The organism is Cohnella sp. GbtcB17, assembly GCF_019091135.1.
GTDB lineage: Bacteria > Bacillota > Bacilli > Paenibacillales > Paenibacillaceae > Cohnella.
Genome location: NZ_JAGXJW010000019.1, coordinates 1 through 21,318, shown reverse-complemented (window position 1 = coordinate 21,318; position 21,318 = coordinate 1). Strand labels below are relative to the sequence as shown.

At 59.3% G+C, this 21,318-nt stretch carries 19 protein-coding genes; 6 read left to right on the top strand and 13 right to left on the bottom strand.

All coding sequences use genetic code 11. From position 1 onward, the window contains the following. Positions 1-78 precede the first annotated feature (78 nt). From KVT38_RS12380 to KVT38_RS12345, 9 genes are all read right to left on the bottom strand, one after another. Positions 79-1,197: a Ger(x)C family spore germination protein gene (locus KVT38_RS12380; protein WP_217594034.1), complete on the bottom strand. Its 1,119-nt coding sequence runs from the start codon at positions 1,195-1,197 to the stop codon at positions 79-81. Further along, a complete protein-coding gene (locus KVT38_RS12375; RefSeq protein ID WP_217594033.1) occupies positions 1,194-2,288 on the bottom strand; it encodes a GerAB/ArcD/ProY family transporter in 1,095 nt (364 codons plus the stop codon). Before KVT38_RS12375 ends, KVT38_RS12380 begins: the two co-directional genes overlap by 4 nt. A gap of 12 nt (positions 2,289-2,300) precedes the next feature. Next, entirely contained in the window at positions 2,301-3,773 is a 1,473-nt protein-coding gene (locus KVT38_RS12370) for a spore germination protein (RefSeq protein ID WP_217594032.1), read from the bottom strand. 168 nt (positions 3,774-3,941) lie between these two features. After that, positions 3,942-4,709, bottom strand: coding sequence for a TIM barrel protein (locus tag KVT38_RS12365; protein ID WP_217594031.1), 768 nt, complete (start codon positions 4,707-4,709; stop codon positions 3,942-3,944). A gap of 42 nt (positions 4,710-4,751) precedes the next feature. After that, positions 4,752-5,570, bottom strand: a complete 819-nt coding sequence (locus KVT38_RS12360) for a phospholipase D family nuclease (protein ID WP_217594030.1) — start codon at positions 5,568-5,570, stop codon at positions 4,752-4,754. A gap of 72 nt (positions 5,571-5,642) precedes the next feature. Next, positions 5,643-5,765, bottom strand: a complete 123-nt coding sequence (locus KVT38_RS35175) for a hypothetical protein (protein ID WP_256454848.1) — start codon at positions 5,763-5,765, stop codon at positions 5,643-5,645. A gap of 23 nt (positions 5,766-5,788) precedes the next feature. Continuing rightward, positions 5,789-6,979 (bottom strand): Ger(x)C family spore germination protein, encoded by a 1,191-nt coding sequence (locus KVT38_RS12355; RefSeq protein ID WP_217594029.1) that lies wholly within the window; start codon positions 6,977-6,979, stop codon positions 5,789-5,791. Then, positions 6,976-8,079 (bottom strand): GerAB/ArcD/ProY family transporter, encoded by a 1,104-nt coding sequence (locus KVT38_RS12350; protein ID WP_217594028.1) that lies wholly within the window; start codon positions 8,077-8,079, stop codon positions 6,976-6,978. Before KVT38_RS12350 ends, KVT38_RS12355 begins: the two co-directional genes overlap by 4 nt. Before the next feature lie 17 nt (positions 8,080-8,096). Next, positions 8,097-9,548, bottom strand: coding sequence for a spore germination protein (locus KVT38_RS12345; RefSeq protein WP_217594027.1), 1,452 nt, complete (start codon positions 9,546-9,548; stop codon positions 8,097-8,099). Positions 9,549-9,693: 145 nt separating this feature from the next. Between KVT38_RS12345 and KVT38_RS12340 the strand changes: the two genes are divergently transcribed. Together KVT38_RS12340 and KVT38_RS12335 are read left to right on the top strand one after the other, a co-directional pair. Beyond that, positions 9,694-10,467, top strand: a complete 774-nt coding sequence (locus KVT38_RS12340) for a hypothetical protein (RefSeq protein ID WP_217594026.1) — start codon at positions 9,694-9,696, stop codon at positions 10,465-10,467. Positions 10,468-10,471: 4 nt separating this feature from the next. Further along, on the top strand, positions 10,472-10,909 hold the full coding sequence (locus KVT38_RS12335; RefSeq protein WP_217594025.1) for a hypothetical protein: 438 nt from the start codon (positions 10,472-10,474) through the stop codon (positions 10,907-10,909). Between the two features lie 383 nt (positions 10,910-11,292). Here KVT38_RS12335 and KVT38_RS12330 read toward each other — a convergent pair whose 3' ends face one another. From KVT38_RS12330 to KVT38_RS12315, 4 genes are all read right to left on the bottom strand, one after another. Next, the gene (locus KVT38_RS12330; protein ID WP_217594024.1) at positions 11,293-11,940 is read right to left on the bottom strand and encodes a transcriptional regulator; all 648 of its coding nucleotides are present in this window, start codon (positions 11,938-11,940) and stop codon (positions 11,293-11,295) included. 164 nt (positions 11,941-12,104) lie between these two features. Next, a complete protein-coding gene (gene recQ, locus KVT38_RS12325) occupies positions 12,105-13,952 on the bottom strand; it encodes a DNA helicase RecQ (RefSeq protein WP_217594023.1) in 1,848 nt (615 codons plus the stop codon). A gap of 68 nt (positions 13,953-14,020) precedes the next feature. Next, positions 14,021-16,384 (bottom strand): RNA polymerase recycling motor HelD, encoded by a 2,364-nt coding sequence (helD, locus tag KVT38_RS12320; protein ID WP_217594022.1) that lies wholly within the window; start codon positions 16,382-16,384, stop codon positions 14,021-14,023. Positions 16,385-16,516: 132 nt separating this feature from the next. Beyond that, complete coding sequence (locus KVT38_RS12315) at positions 16,517-17,752, bottom strand: GIY-YIG nuclease family protein (protein ID WP_217594021.1); 1,236 nt, start codon at positions 17,750-17,752, stop codon at positions 16,517-16,519. Between the two features lie 145 nt (positions 17,753-17,897). Here KVT38_RS12315 and KVT38_RS12310 point away from each other — a divergent pair, with 145 nt between their 5' ends. From KVT38_RS12310 to KVT38_RS12295, 4 genes are all read left to right on the top strand, one after another. Further along, positions 17,898-18,446, top strand: a complete 549-nt coding sequence (locus KVT38_RS12310; RefSeq protein WP_368859086.1) for an RNA polymerase sigma factor — start codon at positions 17,898-17,900, stop codon at positions 18,444-18,446. Next, positions 18,430-19,197: a hypothetical protein gene (locus tag KVT38_RS12305; protein WP_217594020.1), complete on the top strand. Its 768-nt coding sequence runs from the start codon at positions 18,430-18,432 to the stop codon at positions 19,195-19,197. The genes KVT38_RS12310 and KVT38_RS12305 overlap by 17 nt, the downstream gene beginning before the upstream one ends. A gap of 111 nt (positions 19,198-19,308) precedes the next feature. Further along, complete coding sequence (locus tag KVT38_RS12300) at positions 19,309-20,709, top strand: SpoVR family protein (RefSeq protein ID WP_217594019.1); 1,401 nt, start codon at positions 19,309-19,311, stop codon at positions 20,707-20,709. Positions 20,710-20,795: 86 nt separating this feature from the next. Then, on the top strand, positions 20,796-21,318 hold a 523-nt coding region (locus tag KVT38_RS12295), incomplete at its 3' end, for an SDR family NAD(P)-dependent oxidoreductase (RefSeq protein WP_217594018.1).

The window sequence follows — 21,318 nt, the reverse complement described above, 5'->3', positions numbered from 1 at the left end:
ACCGCTATCCGTCCTTTTACCCCACAAGCTTGCCACAATTCGCCTGTTCGGGCAATGACTTTCGTCACACTGGACGCGCTATGCGTTGGCGTCGATCAATCGGCCGTAATCCCGGATCTTGACGTCAGCCACGACTTTGATGTCCGCTTCCGCGAAGGTTTCATTCCAATTCAAGGCCTTCCAGTCGGCATAACGCATCTTGTCTCGCACGAAGCTGCCGAGCCCGATCGCATCCGCGCCGGGCTTTTGCATTTCACGGATCAGGCGCCGACATCGGTCGGCGACGTATTTCTCCATGGCCTGCTCGAGCGCAGGCTGACTGGCAAGATTGTTCATCTGCAGCAGATCGTCGTATTCCATCAATGATCCTTTGAGCTTAAGCTCGACGACGATCCGCGCCGGCTTGTTGTTATTCGGATCGGGCGGCGACAACATTTTGATCTTGCGTTTGCCGGTCACGTTGGCCATCGCAATGCTGCCGGTACCGCGAGACGTATCGACCTCGTCCATATACAAGGCCATATTTTTGGCACCCCCGCGAAGCAGCGAAAAGTACATGGCGTCGTCCGCGCGTATTTTGGCCACGTATCGGTCCCGGACGAACAAGGCGATGCCGTTTATCTTCAGGCCCGATTCCGTCTCTCCTACGATCGTGGCGATCGGCTCTACGCCATCGTCGTAATAATCCCGCAAAAACGTATGCAAATTGGTATCAAAATGGCCCCGAGTGGCGGGATCCGAGCGCACCAGGTTATCGAGGTATTCGCCCATTGTGCCGCCCTGCAAGTAGCTTCTTCGGACGAAGTGCCCGATGTCTCCCTCGGCGACGATGACATGCGTGCGAATGCCGATCGCGGGATCGCGAAAGACCGACTCCATCGGCAACCAGACGCCTTGGCGCGCCAGGGATTCTCCGAAAATGACTTGTCTCAGCTGACCGAGCATGATTTTGCGGTCGTTTTGCATGTCGAAGTGGATTTTCGCCTGCTTGAAGCTTTTTGCGGTATCCGAATACACAATTGCTTCGGTCTGGTTCGTTTTCGGTATACTGATCGTGACCTTCAACGCTTTGTCCTGACCCTCGACCTGTTCCAGAACAATCGAGCGTACGAATCCGATTTTCTCGAGTATTTTCTGATCGTCGCAGCCGCTTAGCAACGCGATGGCGAGCAACCAAACGACGCCTGTTTTTCTCATCGTCCTGAAGCCTCCCTATACGTGTTGCCGCCGAACTTGAGGAGCAAAAGCAAGAGCAGGGGCAGCGCAAACGCGACGCCGGTCTCCGTAAAGTACGTCAGCCGAATCAGCGCTGCGGCCTCCCTGAAGATCGAAGGCAAGAAGCCGAGCGCGAACAGGACCGCCGCAAGCGGAAGCGCGAACCGCTTGGCTTCGACGCGGGGCAGCATGCGACCGAGCGCGCTGCGGGCGGCGAACGCGAACATGACGGTCGTAACCAGATTGGAGTACAGAAAGAAAGGAAAGACCAGGTTTTCAACGCGATTGATGAACGGCAGCTCGATGTACTCCAGCGTATGAATAACCGGAAACTGCAAAATCTTCACTTCCTCGAAGCTGAAAAAACCGAAGGAAATCAAAATCGCAATCAAGTTCGTCAATGTGATGAGCGCATGGCCGGCGAAAACACCCTTAAACAGCTTCGTCTTGACGTCCGACAAGGGAAACAGGAAAACGCAAAGTTCGTAACCGATAAAGACTGTGTACACGTCGAGCAGGCCGGAAAAGCTGAAGCCGTTTTCCGTTCCCTTGAATAAAAACGTCGTAAACCGATGGTAGCTCCAATCCTTGAAAAAGTAGGGCGCCAACAAAATCATCCATATAGACAGCAGAAAAAATACGGTCGAAGCCTTCACGATGCTGTAGAGATCCTTGCCAAGGAGCAAAAAAACGAGCACGCAATAGATGGCAAAAATCTGCATCGGCGGGCTGGTCTGAAAGCTCAACGTTTGAAACACCAGCACAAAGCTCTTGCCGGCGAACGCGCCGAGCGCCAGCCAAAGGAGGGACAGCATCCCGTAGACCGGGAATAACACGAACTTGGGGAGGACGGCTTCGGAGATGTCGAATACGGATCGCCCTCCTCCTGCGCGGTAAACAAGACGATAGAGCCAAATATTAAAAACCGCAATGAGCGACAAGCCCAGATAGCCGATCCAACCGTTCGTGCCGATGTGGACGGCGACCATGCGGGGCAGCATGAATACGGTGACGTCGAGCTCGATCATGTAGATCAGGAGCGCCACATGAAAGCCGTTCAGTTTTTCCTTCAAGGGATGCCTCCGCTACTTTTTGATTTTCGTGCGCGTCTCGTTCGGCGTTCGGCTTAAGCTCGGCCGCTTCTTGAGCGCCCAAAAAGGACCTCTCACCAAGGTGTCCAGCAGGTCCATAAACTTCGCAGGTGCGATTGGCGTTAAATAAGAAGCCCCAAGGTTAGTCACGCCGGCCATATGGATGACCAGGAAGCCGATGCCGAAGATAAGGCCCAGGTTGCCAAGTAAGCCCGCGAGTACGATCAATCCGAAGCGGATCAGGCGCAGCGACGCGCTCATAATGTAGCTCGGAATGACGAACGAGGCGATCGCCGAGATTGCGACCGCGATAATTAAAATATTGCTCGTAAACCCCGCTTGGACGGCGGCTTGTCCGATGACGATACCGCCGACGATGCCGATCGTCTGGCCGATCTTCGTCGGCAAGCGCGCGCCGGCTTCCCGCAGCAGCTCGATCGTCGTCTCCATGAGGAGCGCTTCGATGAGCGGAGGAAACGGCACTTTGCTCCTCGACTCGGCGAGATTGAGCAGCATCGTATGCGGAATCATCTCGTAATGAAACGTCGTGACGGAAACATAGAAGGCCGTAAAACAGATCGTGATCAAAAACCCGATCAGCCTGAGGATGCGCAAAGCAGTGCCGATCGGCCATCGTTGGTAATAATCGTCCGGCGAAGAGAAAAATTCGAGAAAAGCGGTCGGTGCCGAGAACACGCTTGGGCTCCCGTCCAGGATGACGGCAATGCGGCCGCCGAGGAGCTTGGAGACGACGGCGTCCGGACGCTCGGTCGTCAGAAACTGCGGGAAAACGGAATTCGGATTTTCGTCGATCAGCTGCACGAGCATGTTGGCGTCGGATACGCCGTCGATCTCGATCGCCCGAATGCGCTCGGACAGCATGCGCACGAATTGTTCGTTGGCAATTCCCTCCATATACATGAGGACGGCGCGGGTGTTGGCAACTTCTCCGACCTCGAGCTCGATCGACTTCAGCTTCGGGCTGCGGATCCGTTTGCGAAGGACGCCGACATTTTCCGTCAGGCTCTCGACGAATCCGTCATGCGGGCCGGTGATGATCGTCTCCGTTTCCGACTGCTCGATCTTCCTGCCGATCGACTTCGGCGCGTCATAGAGGTAGGCGTCGGCGCCATCGAAGATGACGGCGGCACCGTCCATGACGGCCTTCAGGCAAGACTTCAGCTCCGTCGCGGCCCTGTATGGAGCCCCGGAGAGCAGCGTATGCAATTGTTCGGCGGAAGCCTGGGACAGCGGACGTACCACGTCGCGCTGCAGGGCGTCCAGGTCGACGAGCGTCGGGAAATAGATCAGGTCGGCGCCGCTGCCCTCGAGCTTCGCATGGAGACAGTCTGCGCACTCCTTCACCGCATCGGTGATGGCCGGCAAGGTCACGCACGCCTTTTCGTCCGTTTGAGCCGTCGTATCGTCCTTCGCCACCCGATGTTTAACCCCCGTTTCCGCTGGCATTCTCCTCCATTTTGCCCGGCCGTCCCCAGCGTCATACGCCGCGATCCGACGGACTACCGCGATTTTGCAGGCCGCTTGCAGCCATTTTGTCGACAAAAAAAGCCCCCGTTGGACGGAATCGCCAAATTCGGGGGCGGCAAACGCCAATATAAGGTTGTGAAGCCCGGGTCACCCGATGCGGGCGATGACTTCCTCGTGGAATTGCTCGACCGCTTCGTCGGGATCGATCGTAAAGCCGCATTCGAGTCCGACAAAGCCCTCGAAGCCTGTCTCCTTGATCGCTTTTAAAATGTTGACGTAGTTCAGCTCGCCGGTGCCGGGCTGATGGCGGCCCGGATTGTCCGCGATATGGTAGTGGTTGATGCGGTGGCGGTAGGCCGTCGCATTGCGAATGACATTGCCTTCGGTAATCTGCTGATGATAAACGTCGAACACCAGCTTGACGTGGCTGCTGCCGACCTTGTCGACGATCTCCGCGCCTTCGTCTGAGCGCTGCAAATAGTGGCCCTTGTGGTCGACCAACCCGTTGAGCGGCTCAAGCTCCAGCACGATGTCCGCCGCCTCGAGCAGCGGCGCCGCCCGCTTCAGCGTCTCGACCATCGTGTGCTGCTGAACGTCGCGCGATACGCCTTCAAGCTCGTTGCCCGTCTGCGAGATAATCGATCGGGTGCCCAGCGTCTTGCAAGCCTCGATGGTCCGGACGATCCCGTCCAAATAATCGTCGCGCAGCGATTCGTCGACGAGACTGATGAACGGCGTACACGTCGCGATGATGCCGACGCCGATCCGCTCCTGGGCACGAGCCGTCCGCTTCAGATCGTCGAGCTGCCACCAGGCGTAATACTCCAAACCGTGGAATCCGAGCGCCTTCACTTTTTCGAGATGATAAACTTCGTCTTCTCCCGGATATGCGCCGATGCATAAAGAAAACTTCATGGCTAGCCCCCCTGGCTCGAATCTGATATTCGTTCTGAACGTCTAGCCCGCCGCCTTGCGAAAGCCCGCCGCTTCGGCTTCCGCCTCGGAGCAGAACCACTGCTCGGGCTTCGTGCGTTCGTAGCTCTTGCCGCCGGGCACGTGGTAGAGCTTGTCCCCCTTGGCGTTGATATTGCCCTTGATCCGAGGCGATTCGCACGCCTTGACGGATGTTTCCGCGCCGTCCTTTTCCGCATCCGGCTGCTGCGCCGATGTCTCCTGCCCGGCTTGCTCAGGCGGTTCGTCCTTGGCAATGGCCGCGGACAACGTCTCGTACCCTTCGCGATCGTTCCATGCGCGCTCGAACGCTTCCTCGAACGACGCGGCGGCCGTCTCGTCGCGCAGGACAACCAGCATCTCGTCGTTCGTCGTGCTCGCCGCCTTGGAATAGTTGAACGAGCCCGTCGTTGCGACCGTACCGTCCGCCACCGTCATTTTCAAATGCATCAATCCGCTGTGGCTGTTGATCTTGATCGGAACGCCTGCGCTGCCGAGCAGCTTAAGCGCTTCCTTCTGCGTCTTGCCCGATGCCTGGATCCGGTCCGTGAGCAAGCGAACGGCAACGCCGCGCCGATGGGCGTCACGGATGGCGGCGACGATGTCCGGATAGGTCAGGCTGTAGATCGCGACGTCAAGCGTCTCCTTGGCGCCTTGAATGACGCCGATCAACAGCTTCTCCGGGTGCTCGCCGCCCTGCGTGAACGCCCACTGTACGTTGTTCTCGCCAACCTTCGACGACGATGCGGGCGCAGAAGATAGCGCGCATCCGCCCACTGGCAGCAGCAGCAAGGCGGCGAGAAGGGCACTTGCTCCCCATTTCATGCTGTCGTTTCCCCCGCTTCCGCTTTTGGTTATCCCAATTGTATGCCAGACGGGCATTGCGGGCAATACGCGTTAAGGCTTCTTTTTCCAAGGGGGGTCCGACTTCTCCTGCAGAAAACGGTTCAATTTGCCGGCCGCGTAGGGTACGGCCGCGCTAAGCAAAAGTCCGGTCAGCATTTCTCCGGTGAACAACACCGCTCATCCGCTCCTTGCGCTCATTATTCCCGCTCCGTCCGATCGACGGTGCCGTTCAACCGGATGCTCACGGTCACATGCGGCCTGACTTCGCAGGCGGACAAAAAATGCTTGCCCTGATCCCAATCGTTTTTTACCTTTTCCCACGTTTGATGATGATTGTGCTTCAACGCCTCGCCAAGTCCAAGCGCGTCCTTGCCGATGTCGTGCTGTACGACGCGAACCGCGTCCTTGATCATCGATTCGATCTCGATGGCCGCATCCCGCTGAATCCGTTCGACCACGGACTTCGTCATCGGATCGATGATGCCCGCGGTCTCGCGAATGGCGACGATGACATTGACGGCCGCGTCGAACACGATATGCGCCGGATCGCGAACGTCCGCGCTCAGGCGGGTCCTGATCTCGTAGACGTTAAGCGAGACTTTCGCCCCGGCGGCCTGAAGCGTGAGCATGCCCCTCATTTTGTATCCGCGCAGAAAATTCATTCCCGCGGTCTCTCTCGCGCTCAGCTTCCCCCATTGGCGGTTCGTTTTGCCGTCGAAGATTGCGCTGCCGGATACGAGTACGGATTTGTTCGAGGTTTCGAGCGATTGCACCGCATAGCTCGTTTCGTTCATCAGCCTTTCGTGAATATACCCGATTTGCGTTGCGGGGAGCTTTTCCAGACTGCTCCGGTTGCCGGCTATTTTCTCGATATCGCTGGCAGGCAAGCCTTCGTTCGGAGAGTCGGCATAGAGCGCTTCGGCGGCTTCGCCTCTTGAGACCATGATCTTGGTGGATCTCCGGACGCCGGCGCCCCGGATAAAAAAATCGAGTATATCCGCGAATCCCGTTCCTTTGCGGGCGACCTGGTCCGAGATGAGAATCACCTTGAGATGATCGTAAAAGGGCGGCCTGCTGAGCTTGTCGGTGGCATACTGGTGGAATGCGGACAAGCTCGACGTCCTGCCGCACAGATTCGAATAGCCGACGCTTCCTTTCGTCCCTTCCCCGTCGTTCTGTCCGCCGGGCACGACGATCTGGTAGCAAATGCGGTAATTTCGAGCATGCTGCATTTCCGCTTCGTTGTCCTCTTCTTCGGGCTGCGCGTCGATCGATATGCCTACCACGAAGCCCCGGTTGTTAATCTCTACGCGGTCCCAACAGCCGGTTATCGTCGCAAGCGAGAGCGACGCTGCCAGCAACGCCGCGCACCGTCTCGACAGCATCATAGGCGACGTCCTCTTCTGAACCGCGCCACCGTCAGGAGGGCGATCGGGATCGCCGCGGCGGTCGCATAGCCGATGTTGCTGACGATCAAGCCGAGCTGCTTGTACTGAAGCATCGTCTCCGGCAGCATGTTGATGAAGTATGCGAACGGACACAAAATCAGGATGCTCCGCGGCTTGCCAAGCTTGGGCGCGATCGATTGCAGACAGGAGACGCTGGCCTCCATCGCCATGCAGGTCGTATTGAAGATGGTCATGATCCAGACGGTGAAAAAAACCGATTCCAGCCTTTCGAAAAACTGGCCGGGCAGGCGGACCTCCTTCGCGATCTCGACCGTCGGAAACAAAATTTGCGCGGTCGCCTCCGTCGTAAAAATCGCAACCGAGTACAAATACGTGATCAGGCAGAGGAACACCGGGATCGCGATGCCGACCAGCATCGCCCTCTGTGTACGAACGGCCGGCTTCAACAGCGGCCCATAGAATAGCAACACTTCGAACCCCGTTAAGGCAAAGGTCGTGTCCTTCGTTCCCGAAGCGAGCTCGAGCGGCGCGGTCGTCATGAACGGCTTCAAGTTGTCCAGGTTCATCAACTGGATGCCGAAGAGCAGGACGGCGGCGGAGACCAGGAGCACGATCGGCAGAAACATCGTATTCAACCGGATGACGGCCGCCGTCGAGCCTGAGACGCCGTATACGACGACGAGCAAAAAAGCGAGGGAAATAAACGCGATCGGCGTGTTTTCGAACAAGTACATCCTGGAAATCTTCGCGATCGATCGAACCTCGTAGGCGACATAGAGCAGAAAATAGACGCCGTAAATAGCAGATATGAGTAGGGCGACGGGACCGGCCGTGATGCGTGCCGTAAAACGATGGAACGTATCGCCCTGGAATCGCTTCAGCAGCTTGCAGACGACGATTCCGAAGACGGAGGCCAGCATACCCGCCGCCACAATCGATACCCAGCCGTCCGATGCTTGAATATGCTTCGCGAGCATGCCTGGCAACGTCAAAATGCCGACCCCGATCATGAACGACGAGACCGTCATCGACACTTCGCGAGCGCCGATCTGATTGTCTCCGTATTCGAATGTTTTCATAGAGGCCGCCCTTTCGTTTACTTCAAACGATTTTTGTCCTTCGTGCGCATCATTTGCGGACGACCGGTCATCAAGCTTAGCGGCGCGCGCAAAATGAGATCTTTCCAATCGCTCAGGAACGTCGGGGCGAAAGGCGTCGAATACGGAATTCCGAAGCTCTTGAGATTGGCGATATGAATATTCAACATGATATAAGCCAGCACGATCCCGTACAGACCGAACAGCGCGGCCGAGAGCATGACCAAGAAACGCAGCAGTCGAAGCGAAATCGCAAAGGTATAGGATGGCAGGGAAAACGAGGAGATCGCTGTAATGGCGACGACGATGACCATGATCGGGCTCACGATGCCCGCTCTGACCGCCGCTTCCCCGATAACGAGCCCGCCCACGATGCCGATCGTCTGTCCGATCGGTTTGGGCAGCCTGATGCCCGCTTCCCGCAGCAGTTCGAGGGTCGCTTCCATGGCGAACGCCTCGACGACCGACGGGAACGGCACCCCTTCTCTGGAGCCTGCGATCGAAAAAGCGAGCTCCGACGGCAGCATGCCGTGATGGTATTCGGTTAGCGCAATGTAAAACGCGGGCATAAACGTAGCCAGAAAAGCGGCTCCGAGCCGCATGACCCGTATGACGGTCGAGATGATCCAATTTTGATAGTAATCCTCAGGCGACTGGAAAAAAGAAAAGATGGTCATCGGCATGATGAGCTGGAACGGCGTATTGTCCACGATGATGCCGATCTTGCCCTGCAGCAGTGCCGCCGACAGCTTGTCGGGGCGCTCGGTGCTCATAATCTGGGGAAACGGGGACATTTGATTGTCCGTCAGCCACTGCTCGATAAAGCCCGAGCCTGCCACTTCGTCCACGTCGATCGTATGGATTCTTCTGCGAACCTCTTGCAGCAGCTTGTCGTTGACGATACCTTCGACATAAACGACGGCTATGTCCGTTCGCGATCGCCTGCCGAGCTGGAAGGTCTCGAAGCGCAAATTCGGGTCGCGAAGACGCCTTCGGACAAGCGCGGTATTGGTGCGGAAATCTTCCGTGAAGCCGTCTCGCGGACCGCGTATGAGCGCTTCGGTCTGCGGCTCCTCGACCGATCTTGAATTCCAAAATTTCGTGCCGACGATTTGCGCGCAGTCGCTGCTCTCGGACATGACGGCGGAGTCCCCGGATAAGATCCCGATCAGGACTTCGTCCAGCAAGCCCGTCGTCCTGACTTCCTGGACAGGCAGCTTCGCTTTGTCCGCATCCGAGCCGATCAACGCCTCGAGCAGATGCTCCTGTATAATGAGTCGGCTGGAGAGGCCGTCGATGCAGAAAACGGCATAACGGACGCCGCTCTTTGAACGATGCTCGCTGATGAGAAGATCCGACGCATTCCCCAGCCTTGAACGGATGAGTGCAATATTTTTGTCTAAGTCCGCGCTCAGCATCGCCGGTGGAACCGTCGATTGCGACTCGTTCATGGATGCTCACCGCCCGAAGTCTGTTATGCCGAATGGGATATCTTGCCGGAGCGACTGCCGACGTGCCAAGTATATCCATTCGAATGAATTTCTACTCCGAGCTGGAAGGACGCATAATTACTGTAATAATTTGCAAACTAGTTCCATGAAAAAGATAAGCGCTCGCAACCGGTATCCGTTCGTTCGCATGAGTTTGCTCGGCGTCACGTTTACGTCGGTTCCCCGCCCCGTCATGGTCGCCTGGTGGTCGGCAGCTTTTCCGGGCTTCGGGCATTTCATCGTCAATCAATACGCGCGCGGCATTCTGCTCACGCTGACGGAAATGATCGTCAACAAGCTGTGCAGGCTGAACGAAGCGATCGTATTCACGTTCTGCGGCCGCTTTGAAGAAGCTGCCAAGGCGATCGACGCGAATTGGGCGTTCGGCTACGCGACGATTTATTTGTTTGCCGTTTGGGACAGCTATCGGACCGCCAAATATCAAAGCAGCCTTCGTTCGTTGGCGCAAGAAGGACCGCCTATACGCCGCATGCTGATCCATCCGCTGGAGGTGCAGTACATCGAGCGAAAAAATCCGCTGGCCGGCCTTTTTTATTCGCTGCTGTTCCCCGGGCTCGGACAGATGTACAATCAGCGATTTTGCCTGGGCTTCTACATTATGTTCTGGTGGTGGGTATACATCGGGATGTCCCACGCGCCGACGGCCGTCGTTGAGCTGCTGTACGGCTCGGTCGCCCGTTCGACCGACATGCTCTCGCAGCAATGGTTTATGTCCATGCCTTCCGTAATCGGAGGCGCTTCTTACCAGGCTTACCGGGGAACGATCGAGCAGAACAAGCTGTTCCGAGAGGAGCAACGCGCATATTTGAAAAAAACGTACGAGCGGGCCGAAATCACGATAGAACGGAAGTCGGGGTGAAAGGATGCTGTTGATCGGATGCTTCTCCCATTCGATAGAGTTGGAGCATGCGCTTGCCGATATCGAGCGGAGCGGCATCGAGCGCAAGCATATTTTGGCGGTGGTCATGAATCTGCGCTCGGAGCCGGATCCCGAATCCAGGCAAAGCGACGCCATCGAGCTAGGCGCAGCCTGGGCAACGGCTTGCGCCGTGATCGGCGTCGCCGCCGGCTTCGGCCTCGCCTGGGGGCCGATCGTATGGGGGCTGATCGGCACGGCCGTCGGCTTCGGCATAGGCTTCTGCCTGCATCGACTATGGCTGCGAGGCCCCATACGCTTCGGCGCTCGCACGAATACGCCCGAAGTAACGGTCATCGTACAATGTCCCGCCAGCCTTTCCCACGACGTCCGCCTTGCCATGTACCGCCGCGGCGCCCTCTCGGTCGGCGAGAGCGGTGCTTGAGCCCGTACAGATCTCTATCGCCAGCGGACTCCGGATGAACTCGCACTCCCTTGCTTCGCGCCGGTGGACGTATCTGTCTCACGCTTTCTTGCCTCCGCTCACGTTCCGGCGGACGCATCGTGTCCCACGCTTCCTTGCCTCCGCTCACGCGCCGGCGGACTCTACGTCCGTTATTTTGTCATTCGGCTGCCTTTTTCGTATGTTCGCGGACCTGGGAGCCCTTATTTTGCTCTTTCACGCACGTTCCTCCCACTTTGGCGCGAATAGCGGCACCTGAGTCCGCGAACCCCAGCCAAGTAGCTGATTCCTGCGAAATAGCGGCTGTCGGGTCCAATTCGCGATACCCTCAACACGTGACCATATTGACGACACATTTAATGCGCTTAAGTTCTGAGCCTGTAAGCTCGCACGCGTTCGCTTCCGCCGGCCGGTTCCAGCAACTGAAGCGAAACCAGCCTTCGCAGCAAACGTCTGGCATGCCGATCCGTCACCCTGAGATGGTCGGCCAACTCCAATGGCTTGATCGGGCGCAGCAGGCGCCGTGCCAGCCGAACTGTCTCCGCCTCCAGCCAATCGAGGGAAGCGGACGCGTCCGATGCGATAAAATGACCGATAAACGCAAGCACAAGCTGCTGGCATTGGCCGGGCTCCTCGACGATGGACGGATAAGCGATCGGCAAAATGGTCCACCCTTCAAGCGCCATCAGACAATGTCTTCGGCATAAATCTTTAAAGCGCCTCACGTCGAGGTCTCTGGCATGCGGCCCATAACCCTGAATCTCGATGGCCCCCTTCGCGCCGCCGGGCATATAGGCGAGGTCGATGTACCGATATCCGCCGCCTAAGTCGCGAATCTCCCATTCCGGATACAAGTGGTCAAAGTTGCCGACCCTGGGAAACCAGATCGTTCGTAAAAACTCGACCGTGCCGTGCCCCAGTCCTTTTTCGAGCCGCTCTTTCCGACGCGGGTTGGTCTCCCCGTCGATATGCGACTGCAGCCAAGCTTCATACATTTCGTCGAATCGGGACACCGGTTCACGTCTCCTTATACGGCGAAAAAACAAAAGCCGCCTTCCTGCGGCATCCGGTCTTAGAACCGAATACGCATGAAAGCGGCGTGTGCTTCACGTCGTTTTATTTTAAAACTATTATAGCTGTGAGCGGCCTCGTTTGTCTACGCGCCGACTACCTGTTATCACTCCGCGTACGTTCTTATCGCCTCCGCGAACGCCTCGCCGTACTTTTCCAGCTTGGCGTCGCCTACGCCCTTGACGCGGCGCATCTCGTGCTCCGACGTCGGACGCAGCGCGCACATCTCGCGCAGCGTGGCGACGCCGAAGATGATGAACGGCGGCACGCCTTCGCGCGTCGCGAGCGCCTTGCGCACCTCGCGCAGCCGCTCGAACAGCCCGGCGTCCGCCGGCGGCAAGGCCGGCGCGCCGCCGCCCGACCGCGAGCGGCTGCTCGTCCGCCCGCCGCTCTGCTGCGGTTCGATCCGCTGGAACACCTGCTCGCCCTCGCTCATGACGCCGCGTACTTTGGCCGCCAGCTGAACGACCGGGTATTGGCTGTCCGTCAGCTTGAGATAGCCGTCGGCGACGAGCCCGTGGATCAGTTGCACGATTTCCTTTTCCGACAATTGATTTAGCCTGCCGTACCAGGGTAGACTGTCGAATCCGAACTGCCGCACCTTGGCGTCGCTCGCACCCCGCAGCACCTTGGCTGTCAGCGTGATGCCGAAACGCTGCTTCATCGCCGACACGCAGGCGAACACAAGCTTCACCCGATCGGTCACGTCGAGCAGCTCGCGCTCGTCGGTGCAGCTGCTGCACCGACCGCACGGCTCTCCGCCGTCCTCGCCGAAGTACCTCACGATCGCGCGCTGAAGGCAATCCGACGTGTGCGCATATTCCACCATATCGTTCAGCAGCCGATAATCGTTCCGCTTGCGCTCGTCGTCCGCTTCGCTCCGTTCGATAAAAAACTTCTGCGTCACGACGTCCTGCGCCGAGAACAGCATCACGCACTCGCCGGGTTCGCCGTCGCGCCCCGCGCGCCCCGCTTCCTGATAATAGACCTCCAGGTTTTTCGGCATATTGAAGTGCACGACATAACGGACGTTGGACTTGTCGATGCCCATGCCGACCGCATTGGTCGCCACGATCAGTTGAAGATCGTCGCGGATAAAAGCCTCCTGGGTCCGCGCGCGTTCCTCTTCCGGCAAGCCAGCATGGTACATCCCGGTCGGAAGCCCCAGCGAGGTCAGGAAGCCGGCCAGTCCCTCGACCTCCCGCCGCGTCGCCGCGTAAATAATGCCCGACTGTCCCGCGCGCTCGCGGATGTAGCTCACGAGATAGTCCCGCTTGTCCGCGTTTTTGACGACCGACAGCGACAGGTTCTCGCGCGCGTAGCCTGTCGTGACGCGGGCCGGCGACGCCAGCTTGAGCCGCTCGACGATGTCGTCCTTCACGACGTCGGTCGCCGTCGCCGTGAAGGCCGCCATGACCGGGCGCGGCTCGATATCCTGAAGCATGCGGGAGATGCCCATGTAGCTCGGCCGGAAATCATGCCCCCACTGCGAGACGCAGTGCGCCTCGTCGACGGCGACGAGCGGCACCTTGATATGGCGCAGCATGCCGCGGAACCGCTCCGATTCAAGCCGCTCCGGCGCGACGTACACGAGCTTGTAGTGACCGTAGTAAATATCGCGAAGCCGATCGTTGGTCTCCTTCGCCGACAACGTGCTGTTGATGAGCGTCGCTTCGATGCCCGCCGCGTTCAAGGCGTCCACCTGGTCTTTCATGAGCGAGATCAGCGGCGATACGACGATCGTCACGCCCGGCAGCAGAAGCGCTGGCACCTGGTAGCAGATCGACTTGCCCGCGCCGGTCGGCATGACGCCGAGTGCGTCCCGTCCGCTCAGAATCGCTTCGATCAGCTCCTCCTGCCCGCGCCGGAACGCATCGTAGCCGAAGAAGCGCTTCAGCACGCTTCGCGCCTCGCCCATCGACCGGTCGATGTCCTTGTCTAACGTATCAGGCATGTTTGTTCCTCCTTGTATTCCTCGGCGCCCATTCTCAACTGTCCGGGCTAGGCTTGCCGGCCCGGACGTTAGGCCAGATAAGGCGACAGCTCGCCCGTATAATAAATGTGCAGCACATGCAGCGCCCTTGTGCTCACCGTATACAGCAGCTTGCGATGCCGCTCCTGTCCGTAACGCTGCGCCGATGCGTCCCACACAAGAACCGCGTCGAATTCGATGCCCTTGGACAAATAGGAAGGCAGCACCGAGACGCCCTTCGGCAGATTGGCAGAAGCTCCGCTCACGAGCGTCACGGGCACGTCCTCGCCAAGCCGCTCCTTCAGCAAAGAGCTCGCGTCGCCGGCCTCCTGGGCCGTCTTCGCGATGACGCCGATCGTCGCGTGACCCGCCGCGATCAGCGCGGTCACATCCGCCGCGGCCAGGTCCGCGAGATGCGCGCGGTCCCGGCAATGGATCAATCTCGGCGCCTCGCCTTCGCGATTGAACGGACGGATCCCTTCGGCATCCTCCGGACGCAAGATCCGCTTGGACAGCTCGACGATCGGCTTCGTCGAACGATAGCTCGTCGTGAGCCGCCATACGGCCGCGTCGGACGGATCGGCGAGTCGCGTCCAGCCTCCGAAGCCGCCGCTGTCCTCCGCTTGCGCGTAGATCGCCTGATTGAAGTCGCCCAGCACCGTCATGCGCGCACGCGGGAACCGCCTGCGCAAATAAGCCGCCTGAAACGGCGAATAGTCCTGCGCCTCGTCCACGAACAGATGCTTCACTTCGCCCTCGACCTTGCGGAAGCCTTCGAGTGCTTCCATTAAATAGAGCAGCGGCGTCGCGTCCTCGTGATCCAGCTCCTTGCGGCCGAGCTTGTCTTCGACCCGCTGCGCCATCCACTCCCAGCCCTCGGGCAGACGTCCGTCCGGCGCGCAAGATACGAACAAGGTGCGGCTGACGAACAGCTGACGATACGTTTCGGGAGCATCCATAAAGCGGAACCCCTTGACCGCACGGCGCAGCGGCCCGATCGCATTTTCCGCGGCCTGCCGCAGCAGGAGCTCCGTCATCTTGTCCTCGTCGTCGAATGCGTCCTCGTGAAATCCGCCCTGGCGCCTCACGCTGACGTAAGCCCGCTGAATGTCTTCTTCCTCCATCAGCTCGGCGGCTTGTTCGACCCAGGGCTCATGCAGTTGATCGTCCACCCACGCCGTCAGCCGGCCGTTCAGCCATCTGCGCAGCTTCGCAAGCCGGTCGCCGAAGCTGTCTTCGCCGTACTCGACATAAAATTGACGGCTCATGTCCTCGGCGGACACGATCGTAACGCCCTTGAAGCGGAGCTGCCGAAAGACGACGCCCTCCCGCCTGAGTCGGTCCAAATAAGCCGCGACCGTCTCGAAGAAATGCTCCGAACCCTTGTACCGCACCGCGCGCGCCCGCGCTTCGCCCTCCGGGGTGCCCTCGGTCGCGGCCAGATCTTCGGTCTGAGCGAACAGATCCTCCGCGTCGAACCGTCTGCCAAGACGCGCCTCGATCAGCTCGCGGAACGTCATCTGGCGCATGTTCGCTTCGCCCAGATCCGGCAGAACGCGCGAGATGTAGCCCTTGAACACCGGGTTCGGCGAAAAAAGAACGATCTGCTCGGCCGTGAGGCTGTCCCGGTACCGATACAGCAAATAGGCGACGCGCTGCAGCGCGGCAGAAGTCTTGCCGCTGCCGGCCGCCCCCTGTACGACGATCAGACGATGGCGTTCGTCGCGAATGATCCGGTTCTGCTCCTTCTGGATCGTGGCGACGATGCTCTTCATCGCCGTATCGGACTTTTCGGACAGCACCGCCTGAAGAATCTCGTCGCCGATCGTCTCGTCCGTATCGAACATATGACGCAATCGTCCGCCGCGAATGACGAACTGGCGCTTCAGCGTCAGCTCGCCCGCGATCTCTCCGCCCGGCGTGTCATAGGACGCGGGACCCGGCTCGTGATCGTAAAAAAGGCTGGATACCGGCGCGCGCCAGTCGTAAATGTAGAACGTCTCCCCATCTTCGCCGACAAGAGACGCTCTGCCGATATAGATAACTTCAGGCTGTGCCGCGCCGCTCGCCGCCGGCTCCGCCCTTTCCGCAAAGTCGATCCGCGCGAAATACGGATTGTCATGCTGCCGCGCCAGCCGCTCGGCCGCCTCGGAGGCGACCCGATGGCTCCGCTCGCGCTCCGCCAGCAGCTCGGCCTGCTGAACGATGCTGCTCCACGTCTCCCCGAGCTCCGTCGCATCGGAGAAATTGATGGCCAGATCGTCCCAGAATTCCTGCCGAATGCCGACGACGTCGCCCCGCCGCTCGCCCTGTACGGACAGCTCCTTCAGCAGCTTGCGGTCAATGATCCTGATCACCTCGGCGAGGCGCTCGGTCTCGCCGGTCCGTGCATCCGTCCGTTCGTGTTCAGACACCTGTCTTCTCCTCCGCATCGCACTCGTTGCGTTTTCGTTATCCACCTGTTGTAACATGACCTTAAGTCCCGTGCAAGTAAGCCTATTCGCGAAAAAAATGCAAATCGCACGAACGGCGGACCGTCGTGCGACTCATCCTTTGGCGCGCTTCGTCTCCTCGAGATTGCGCCTGCACAAGCCAAGCAGGTCGCGCTTCATGCCGCGCTGCGGCACCGTGATGCGAACGGCCGGCTGTCCCCGCCTACGCAGGGCCGCGCGCAGCAGGCGCGCATCCCCGATCTCGCTCGCGATGATCTCGTCGGGACGCGTCAGCGTCTTGTACCGCTCCATCAGAAAGCGGTCGCACGCGGCCGCTCCTTCCTCCCCGCGCGACCAGGGGATGCACTCGAGCCGGTGCAGCATCCCCTCGTGCAGTTGCGCGATGCAGACGTCCGATTCGCCGAAGTAGACGGCCTCCTGCGTGCCGTCTGTCTCCGTATCGACGATCTGCCGCTCCGGCGTGCGCTCGAGGATCCGGATATGGCGCAGCATATGCTCCGCCTTCTCGAAGGCGAGCCGCTCCGCGTACGCCTCCATCTGCCGGTACATCGCGCCGGCGAGCCGGTCGCCGCCGCCGGCCAGCAGTCTGGCCGCCGCGCGCGCCGTCTCCCGGTATTCCTCGTGCGAGATGTGCCCGGCGCAGACGCCGCTGCACTTGCCGAGGTGATACTCGAGGCACGCCCGCTTGGGCAGCGTGACGCAGGTGCGCAGCTTGTAATGCTCCGTCACGAAGGCGATGACCGCCTCGCGGAACCGGCTGCTCACGAACGGTCCGAACCGCTCGGCGGGCTGTTCGTCCGCGGCGGAGGCGGACGGCGGCACCTGCCGCTTCGGCGAGTGCGCCGCCGGGGCCCGTACCTCCGACCCTGCCGCCGTCTCTGCGCGGGCAAGGGCCTGTCCGCCAATTCCTGCCGCGCCGCCAAGCGTCCGTATGGAAGCGGCATCGACGTTCTCCTCGCGCACCGCGCGCCGGTCGCGATAATGCGCGATCAGTCTCGGCAAAGGCTCTCGAGTCAGCTGCAAGTACGCATATCCGCTATTGTCCTTTTTCAGCGCGCGATTGTACGGAGGCTTGTGGATCTTGATGAGATTGTTCTCCAGGACCAGGCTCTCATGCTCGTTGTTCACGACGATGAAGCCGATCTCGGCGATCTCCGCGGTCAGGGCGGGAATCCGCCTGCGCTTGTCGGCACCGTTGAAGTACGCGCGCAGCCTGTCCCGGATGCACTTGGACTTGCCGACGTAGAGCACCCGGCCTTCGTTATTCTTCATGATGTATACGCCCGGCTGCTCCGGGTATCTGGCGGGCTCGAATAAGAATGCGGGCAATGTCGTCTTCCTCCCGAACATACATTCTATCTATTAGTCTAGCAAGCCGAACGGATTAACGCAATTACGTAAAATTCCCGATTATTACCTCAAAACAGTGAACCTTACGCCCCTGTCGCTTGTCTATATGCCGAGGTGATCAGTCGTGGACAAAGAAGACCTGGCTCACCGGGTCAATCCGGACCAGGCCATGCTCGGGGAGTTGATGGACCGGTACGGGCAGGACGTATGGAACTACGCCTATTTCCTCGTCAAGCATCGCGCGATGGCCGACGATATTGCCCAGGATACGTTTATCCAGGCGTATCGCCATTTCTCCGGTTTCCGGCAAGAAGCGTCGTTAAAAACCTGGCTGCTGCGGATCGCGCGCAACGTCAGCTTCAATTACCGCAACGCCGCCTTCTTCCGCAAAGCGCTGCTGATGGACATCGTCTCGCCCCGGCACCCCGGAAGATCGGCCGAACAGGACTATCTGGAACGAGAGGCGGCAAGCGAGATCTGGCGATGCGTCATGGAATTGCCCGTGAAGCTGCGGGAGACATTGGTACTCCATGCAAGATACGAGCTGTCCGTCGCGGAGATCGCCGACCTGCAGCGAATTCCGGAAGGGACCGTCAAGTCGCGATTATTCGCGGCAAGGCGTCGCATGGAGTCTCTATTAAAGGAGGATTATGAAGATGGTCCAGCCTACTAATCCGCAATGGTACGAAGAGCTAAGGGGAGAACCGCTGAAGGAGCGCAACTTTACGGATACGCTTGCGGCGCGGATTAAGGAAAGGGCGACGCAGACGCCGAAGTTCGCATGGATGCGCAGCCGAGTCGCTGCCGCGGGACTCGCGGCTGCGGTCGTGGCGTCCGGCGCGATCTTTTACACAGGGCTCTCCGACTCTCAGTCCCATAAATTTATAGACGCCCCCGGCACGGACACAATTAGCTCGGCTATAGGAACGTCAGACGGCCCGATCAGAGTCAAGTTCGGCTCTGGCAGTACCGAAGCAGAGGCATACAACGAAAAAAATCGCCGCGACCTGACGTGGATACAGCCTGACGATCACGCCAAATTCCAGTTCTGGACGATCCGATACAAGGACGGCTCCTATAAATTTGGCGGTGATTATTATGTAAAGGTAGGAAGCGCGCAGGACTGGCAGCGTCAAGGCTCCTCGACGTTTACAGAGGTGGCGGGCGAATCCCGTCTGAATAACCTTGGCTTGTTTTCCCATGCCTTTGGCCACGATCAGTTCACCGTGCTCGCAGGACAATTGACGGATGACGCTATCGCCTCGGCTTATTTGACGAATACGAACGACGAACGGACGGACGCTTCTATCGCGCAAAATGCGGACGGACGCTTCTGGGTCGCGATCGTTAATGGCAGGCTATCGGATTTTACGCTGCAAATGATCGATCGCGAGGGCCGCCCTGTAGGGGAGCCCCTCCGCTAATCCCTCGATTCGTATGCCGGACGGCTCCCGCACAACCCAGTCAAGCCGCGCCCCCTCCCCGCATATACATGAGTATTCATGCCATGCCAATCCGAGGGGGAAAACAAGCCCATGTCCCATATCGAATATCAGCGCCAGCTGGAGCTGGCCATCGGAGAGATCACGGAGATCGCCCAGGGCTTCGGCCTCGACTTCTACCCGATGCGCTACGAGATTTGCCCGTCCGACATCATCTACACGTTCGGGGCGTACGGCATGCCGACGCGCTTCAGCCACTGGAGCTTCGGCAAAACCTTCAACAAAATGAAGCTGCAGTACGACCTCGGGCTCAGCAAAATTTATGAGCTCGTCATCAACTCGAACCCCTGCTACGCCTTCCTGCTCGACGGCAACTCGCTTATCCAGAACAAGCTTATCGTGGCGCATGTGCTTGCGCACTGCGACTTTTTCAAAAACAACGCCCGCTTCTCCACCTCCAACCGCGATATGGTCGAGAGCATGTCCGCGACGGCCGAGCGGATCAGCCAGTACGAGCTTGAATACGGCAGCGAAGAGGTCGAGAAATTCCTCGACGCCGTGCTCGCGATCCAGGAGCATGTAGAGCCGGGCGTCGTGCGCCCGCAAGGCCTCGACAAACGCCGTTATATGGAGATGCAGCAGCGCGACCAGAAGCTCGGGCGCAAGTCCGCGCCGACTTCGGCTTACGACGATATTTGGCTGCTCGACGACGAAGAGCGCGCGGAGCGGCTGCGCATTCAGGAGCACAAGCCGGAGCTGCGCAAGTTTCCGCCGGAGCCGGAGAAGGACATCCTGTGGTTCATTCAGGAATATGCGCCGTTCCTGGAGGACTGGCAGCGGGACATTCTGTCCATGCTCCGCGACGAGATGCTGTACTTCTGGCCGCAGATCGAGACGAAGATCATGAACGAGGGCTGGGCGACCTTTTGGCATCAACGCATCATCCGCGAGCTAAACCTCGACTCCGAAGAGACCATCGAGTACGCCAAGCTGAACGCCTCCGTCGTCCAGCCGTCGCGCAGCTCTCTGAACCCCTACTATCTGGGTCTCAAGATGTTCGAGGATATCGAGAAGCGGTTCGGCCGTGAGGCCATGTTCGAGGTGCGCGAGCTCGATTCGGACCCCTCGTTCATCCGCAACTACTTGACCAAGGAACTGACGGAGGACCTGGACCTGTACGTGTTCGAAAAAAAGGGCGCGGACTGGACGATTACCGACAAGGAATGGGAAAACGTCCGGGACCAGCTGGTGTATTCGAGGGTAAACGGAGGATTTCCGTATCTGGTCGTGACCGACGGCGATTACCACCGCAATGGCGAGCTGTACGTCAGCCACCGTTACGAGGGCGTCGAGCTGGACGCCAAGTATACCGAGCGCACGCTGCCTTTCATGGCCAGGCTCTGGGGCAAGCCGGTCCATCTCGAATCGGTCGTCGACGGCAAGCCGGTGCTGTACACCTGCGACGGCGGCAAGACGACGCGCAAAAATCTGTAAGTTCGCGCCAAATTCGGAGAATCGTGCGTAGAACGGCGGCGTTTGGTTTAACTTACTCCTAGACACCTTTTAAGGAGTGATACGCCATGACGCCAACCAACCAGACGACAAGCCCGACCGAGACGCCGACGCGTCCGTCCCATGTCCCGCCGCAGCATCAGGATCAGCAGCCCGGCATTCAGAGCGATATGTATCCGGCCCCCGAGGTCGAATCTCCGACATACAAGGCCGCGGGCAAGCTGCTCGGGAAGGTCGCGCTCATTACGGGCGGGGACAGCGGGATCGGCCGGTCCGTCGCCATCACCTTCGCCAAGGAAGGCGCGGACGTCGCGATTCTCTACCTCAGCGAGTACACCGACGCGCGCGAGACGCAGCGCCAGGTCGAGGCCGAAGGACGCAAATGCATCATTCTCGACGGCGACGTCGGCGACCCGGCGTTTTGCAAGCAAGCCGTCGAACAGACGGTGTCCCAGCTTGGCAAGCTTGACGTGCTCGTGAACAACGCCGCCGAACAGCATCCGCAGAAGACGATCGAAGATATCTCGCCGGAGCAGCTGGAAAAAACGTTCCGCACGAACGTCTTCGGCATGTGCTACCTGACGCAGGCGG

What these genes read in the sequence shown, in the direction of transcription:
- KVT38_RS12365 (WP_217594031.1), bottom strand. Translation starts at nt 4,709, where the DNA reads ATGAAGTTTTCTTTATGCATCGGCGCATATCCGGGAGAAGACGAAGTT.
- recQ (WP_217594023.1), bottom strand. Translation starts at nt 13,952, where the DNA reads ATGCCTGATACGTTAGACAAGGACATCGACCGGTCGATGGGCGAGGCG.
- KVT38_RS12335 (WP_217594025.1), top strand. Translation starts at nt 10,472, where the DNA reads ATGCTGTTGATCGGATGCTTCTCCCATTCGATAGAGTTGGAGCATGCG.
- KVT38_RS12300 (WP_217594019.1), top strand. Translation starts at nt 19,309, where the DNA reads ATGTCCCATATCGAATATCAGCGCCAGCTGGAGCTGGCCATCGGAGAG.
- KVT38_RS12345 (WP_217594027.1), bottom strand. Translation starts at nt 9,548, where the DNA reads ATGAACGAGTCGCAATCGACGGTTCCACCGGCGATGCTGAGCGCGGAC.
- KVT38_RS12340 (WP_217594026.1), top strand. Translation starts at nt 9,694, where the DNA reads ATGAAAAAGATAAGCGCTCGCAACCGGTATCCGTTCGTTCGCATGAGT.
- KVT38_RS12360 (WP_217594030.1), bottom strand. Translation starts at nt 5,570, where the DNA reads ATGAAATGGGGAGCAAGTGCCCTTCTCGCCGCCTTGCTGCTGCTGCCA.
- KVT38_RS12350 (WP_217594028.1), bottom strand. Translation starts at nt 8,079, where the DNA reads ATGAAAACATTCGAATACGGAGACAATCAGATCGGCGCTCGCGAAGTG.
- KVT38_RS12305 (WP_217594020.1), top strand. Translation starts at nt 18,430, where the DNA reads ATGGTCCAGCCTACTAATCCGCAATGGTACGAAGAGCTAAGGGGAGAA.
- KVT38_RS12380 (WP_217594034.1), bottom strand. Translation starts at nt 1,197, where the DNA reads ATGAGAAAAACAGGCGTCGTTTGGTTGCTCGCCATCGCGTTGCTAAGC.
- KVT38_RS12355 (WP_217594029.1), bottom strand. Translation starts at nt 6,979, where the DNA reads ATGATGCTGTCGAGACGGTGCGCGGCGTTGCTGGCAGCGTCGCTCTCG.
- KVT38_RS12370 (WP_217594032.1), bottom strand. Translation starts at nt 3,773, where the DNA reads ATGCCAGCGGAAACGGGGGTTAAACATCGGGTGGCGAAGGACGATACG.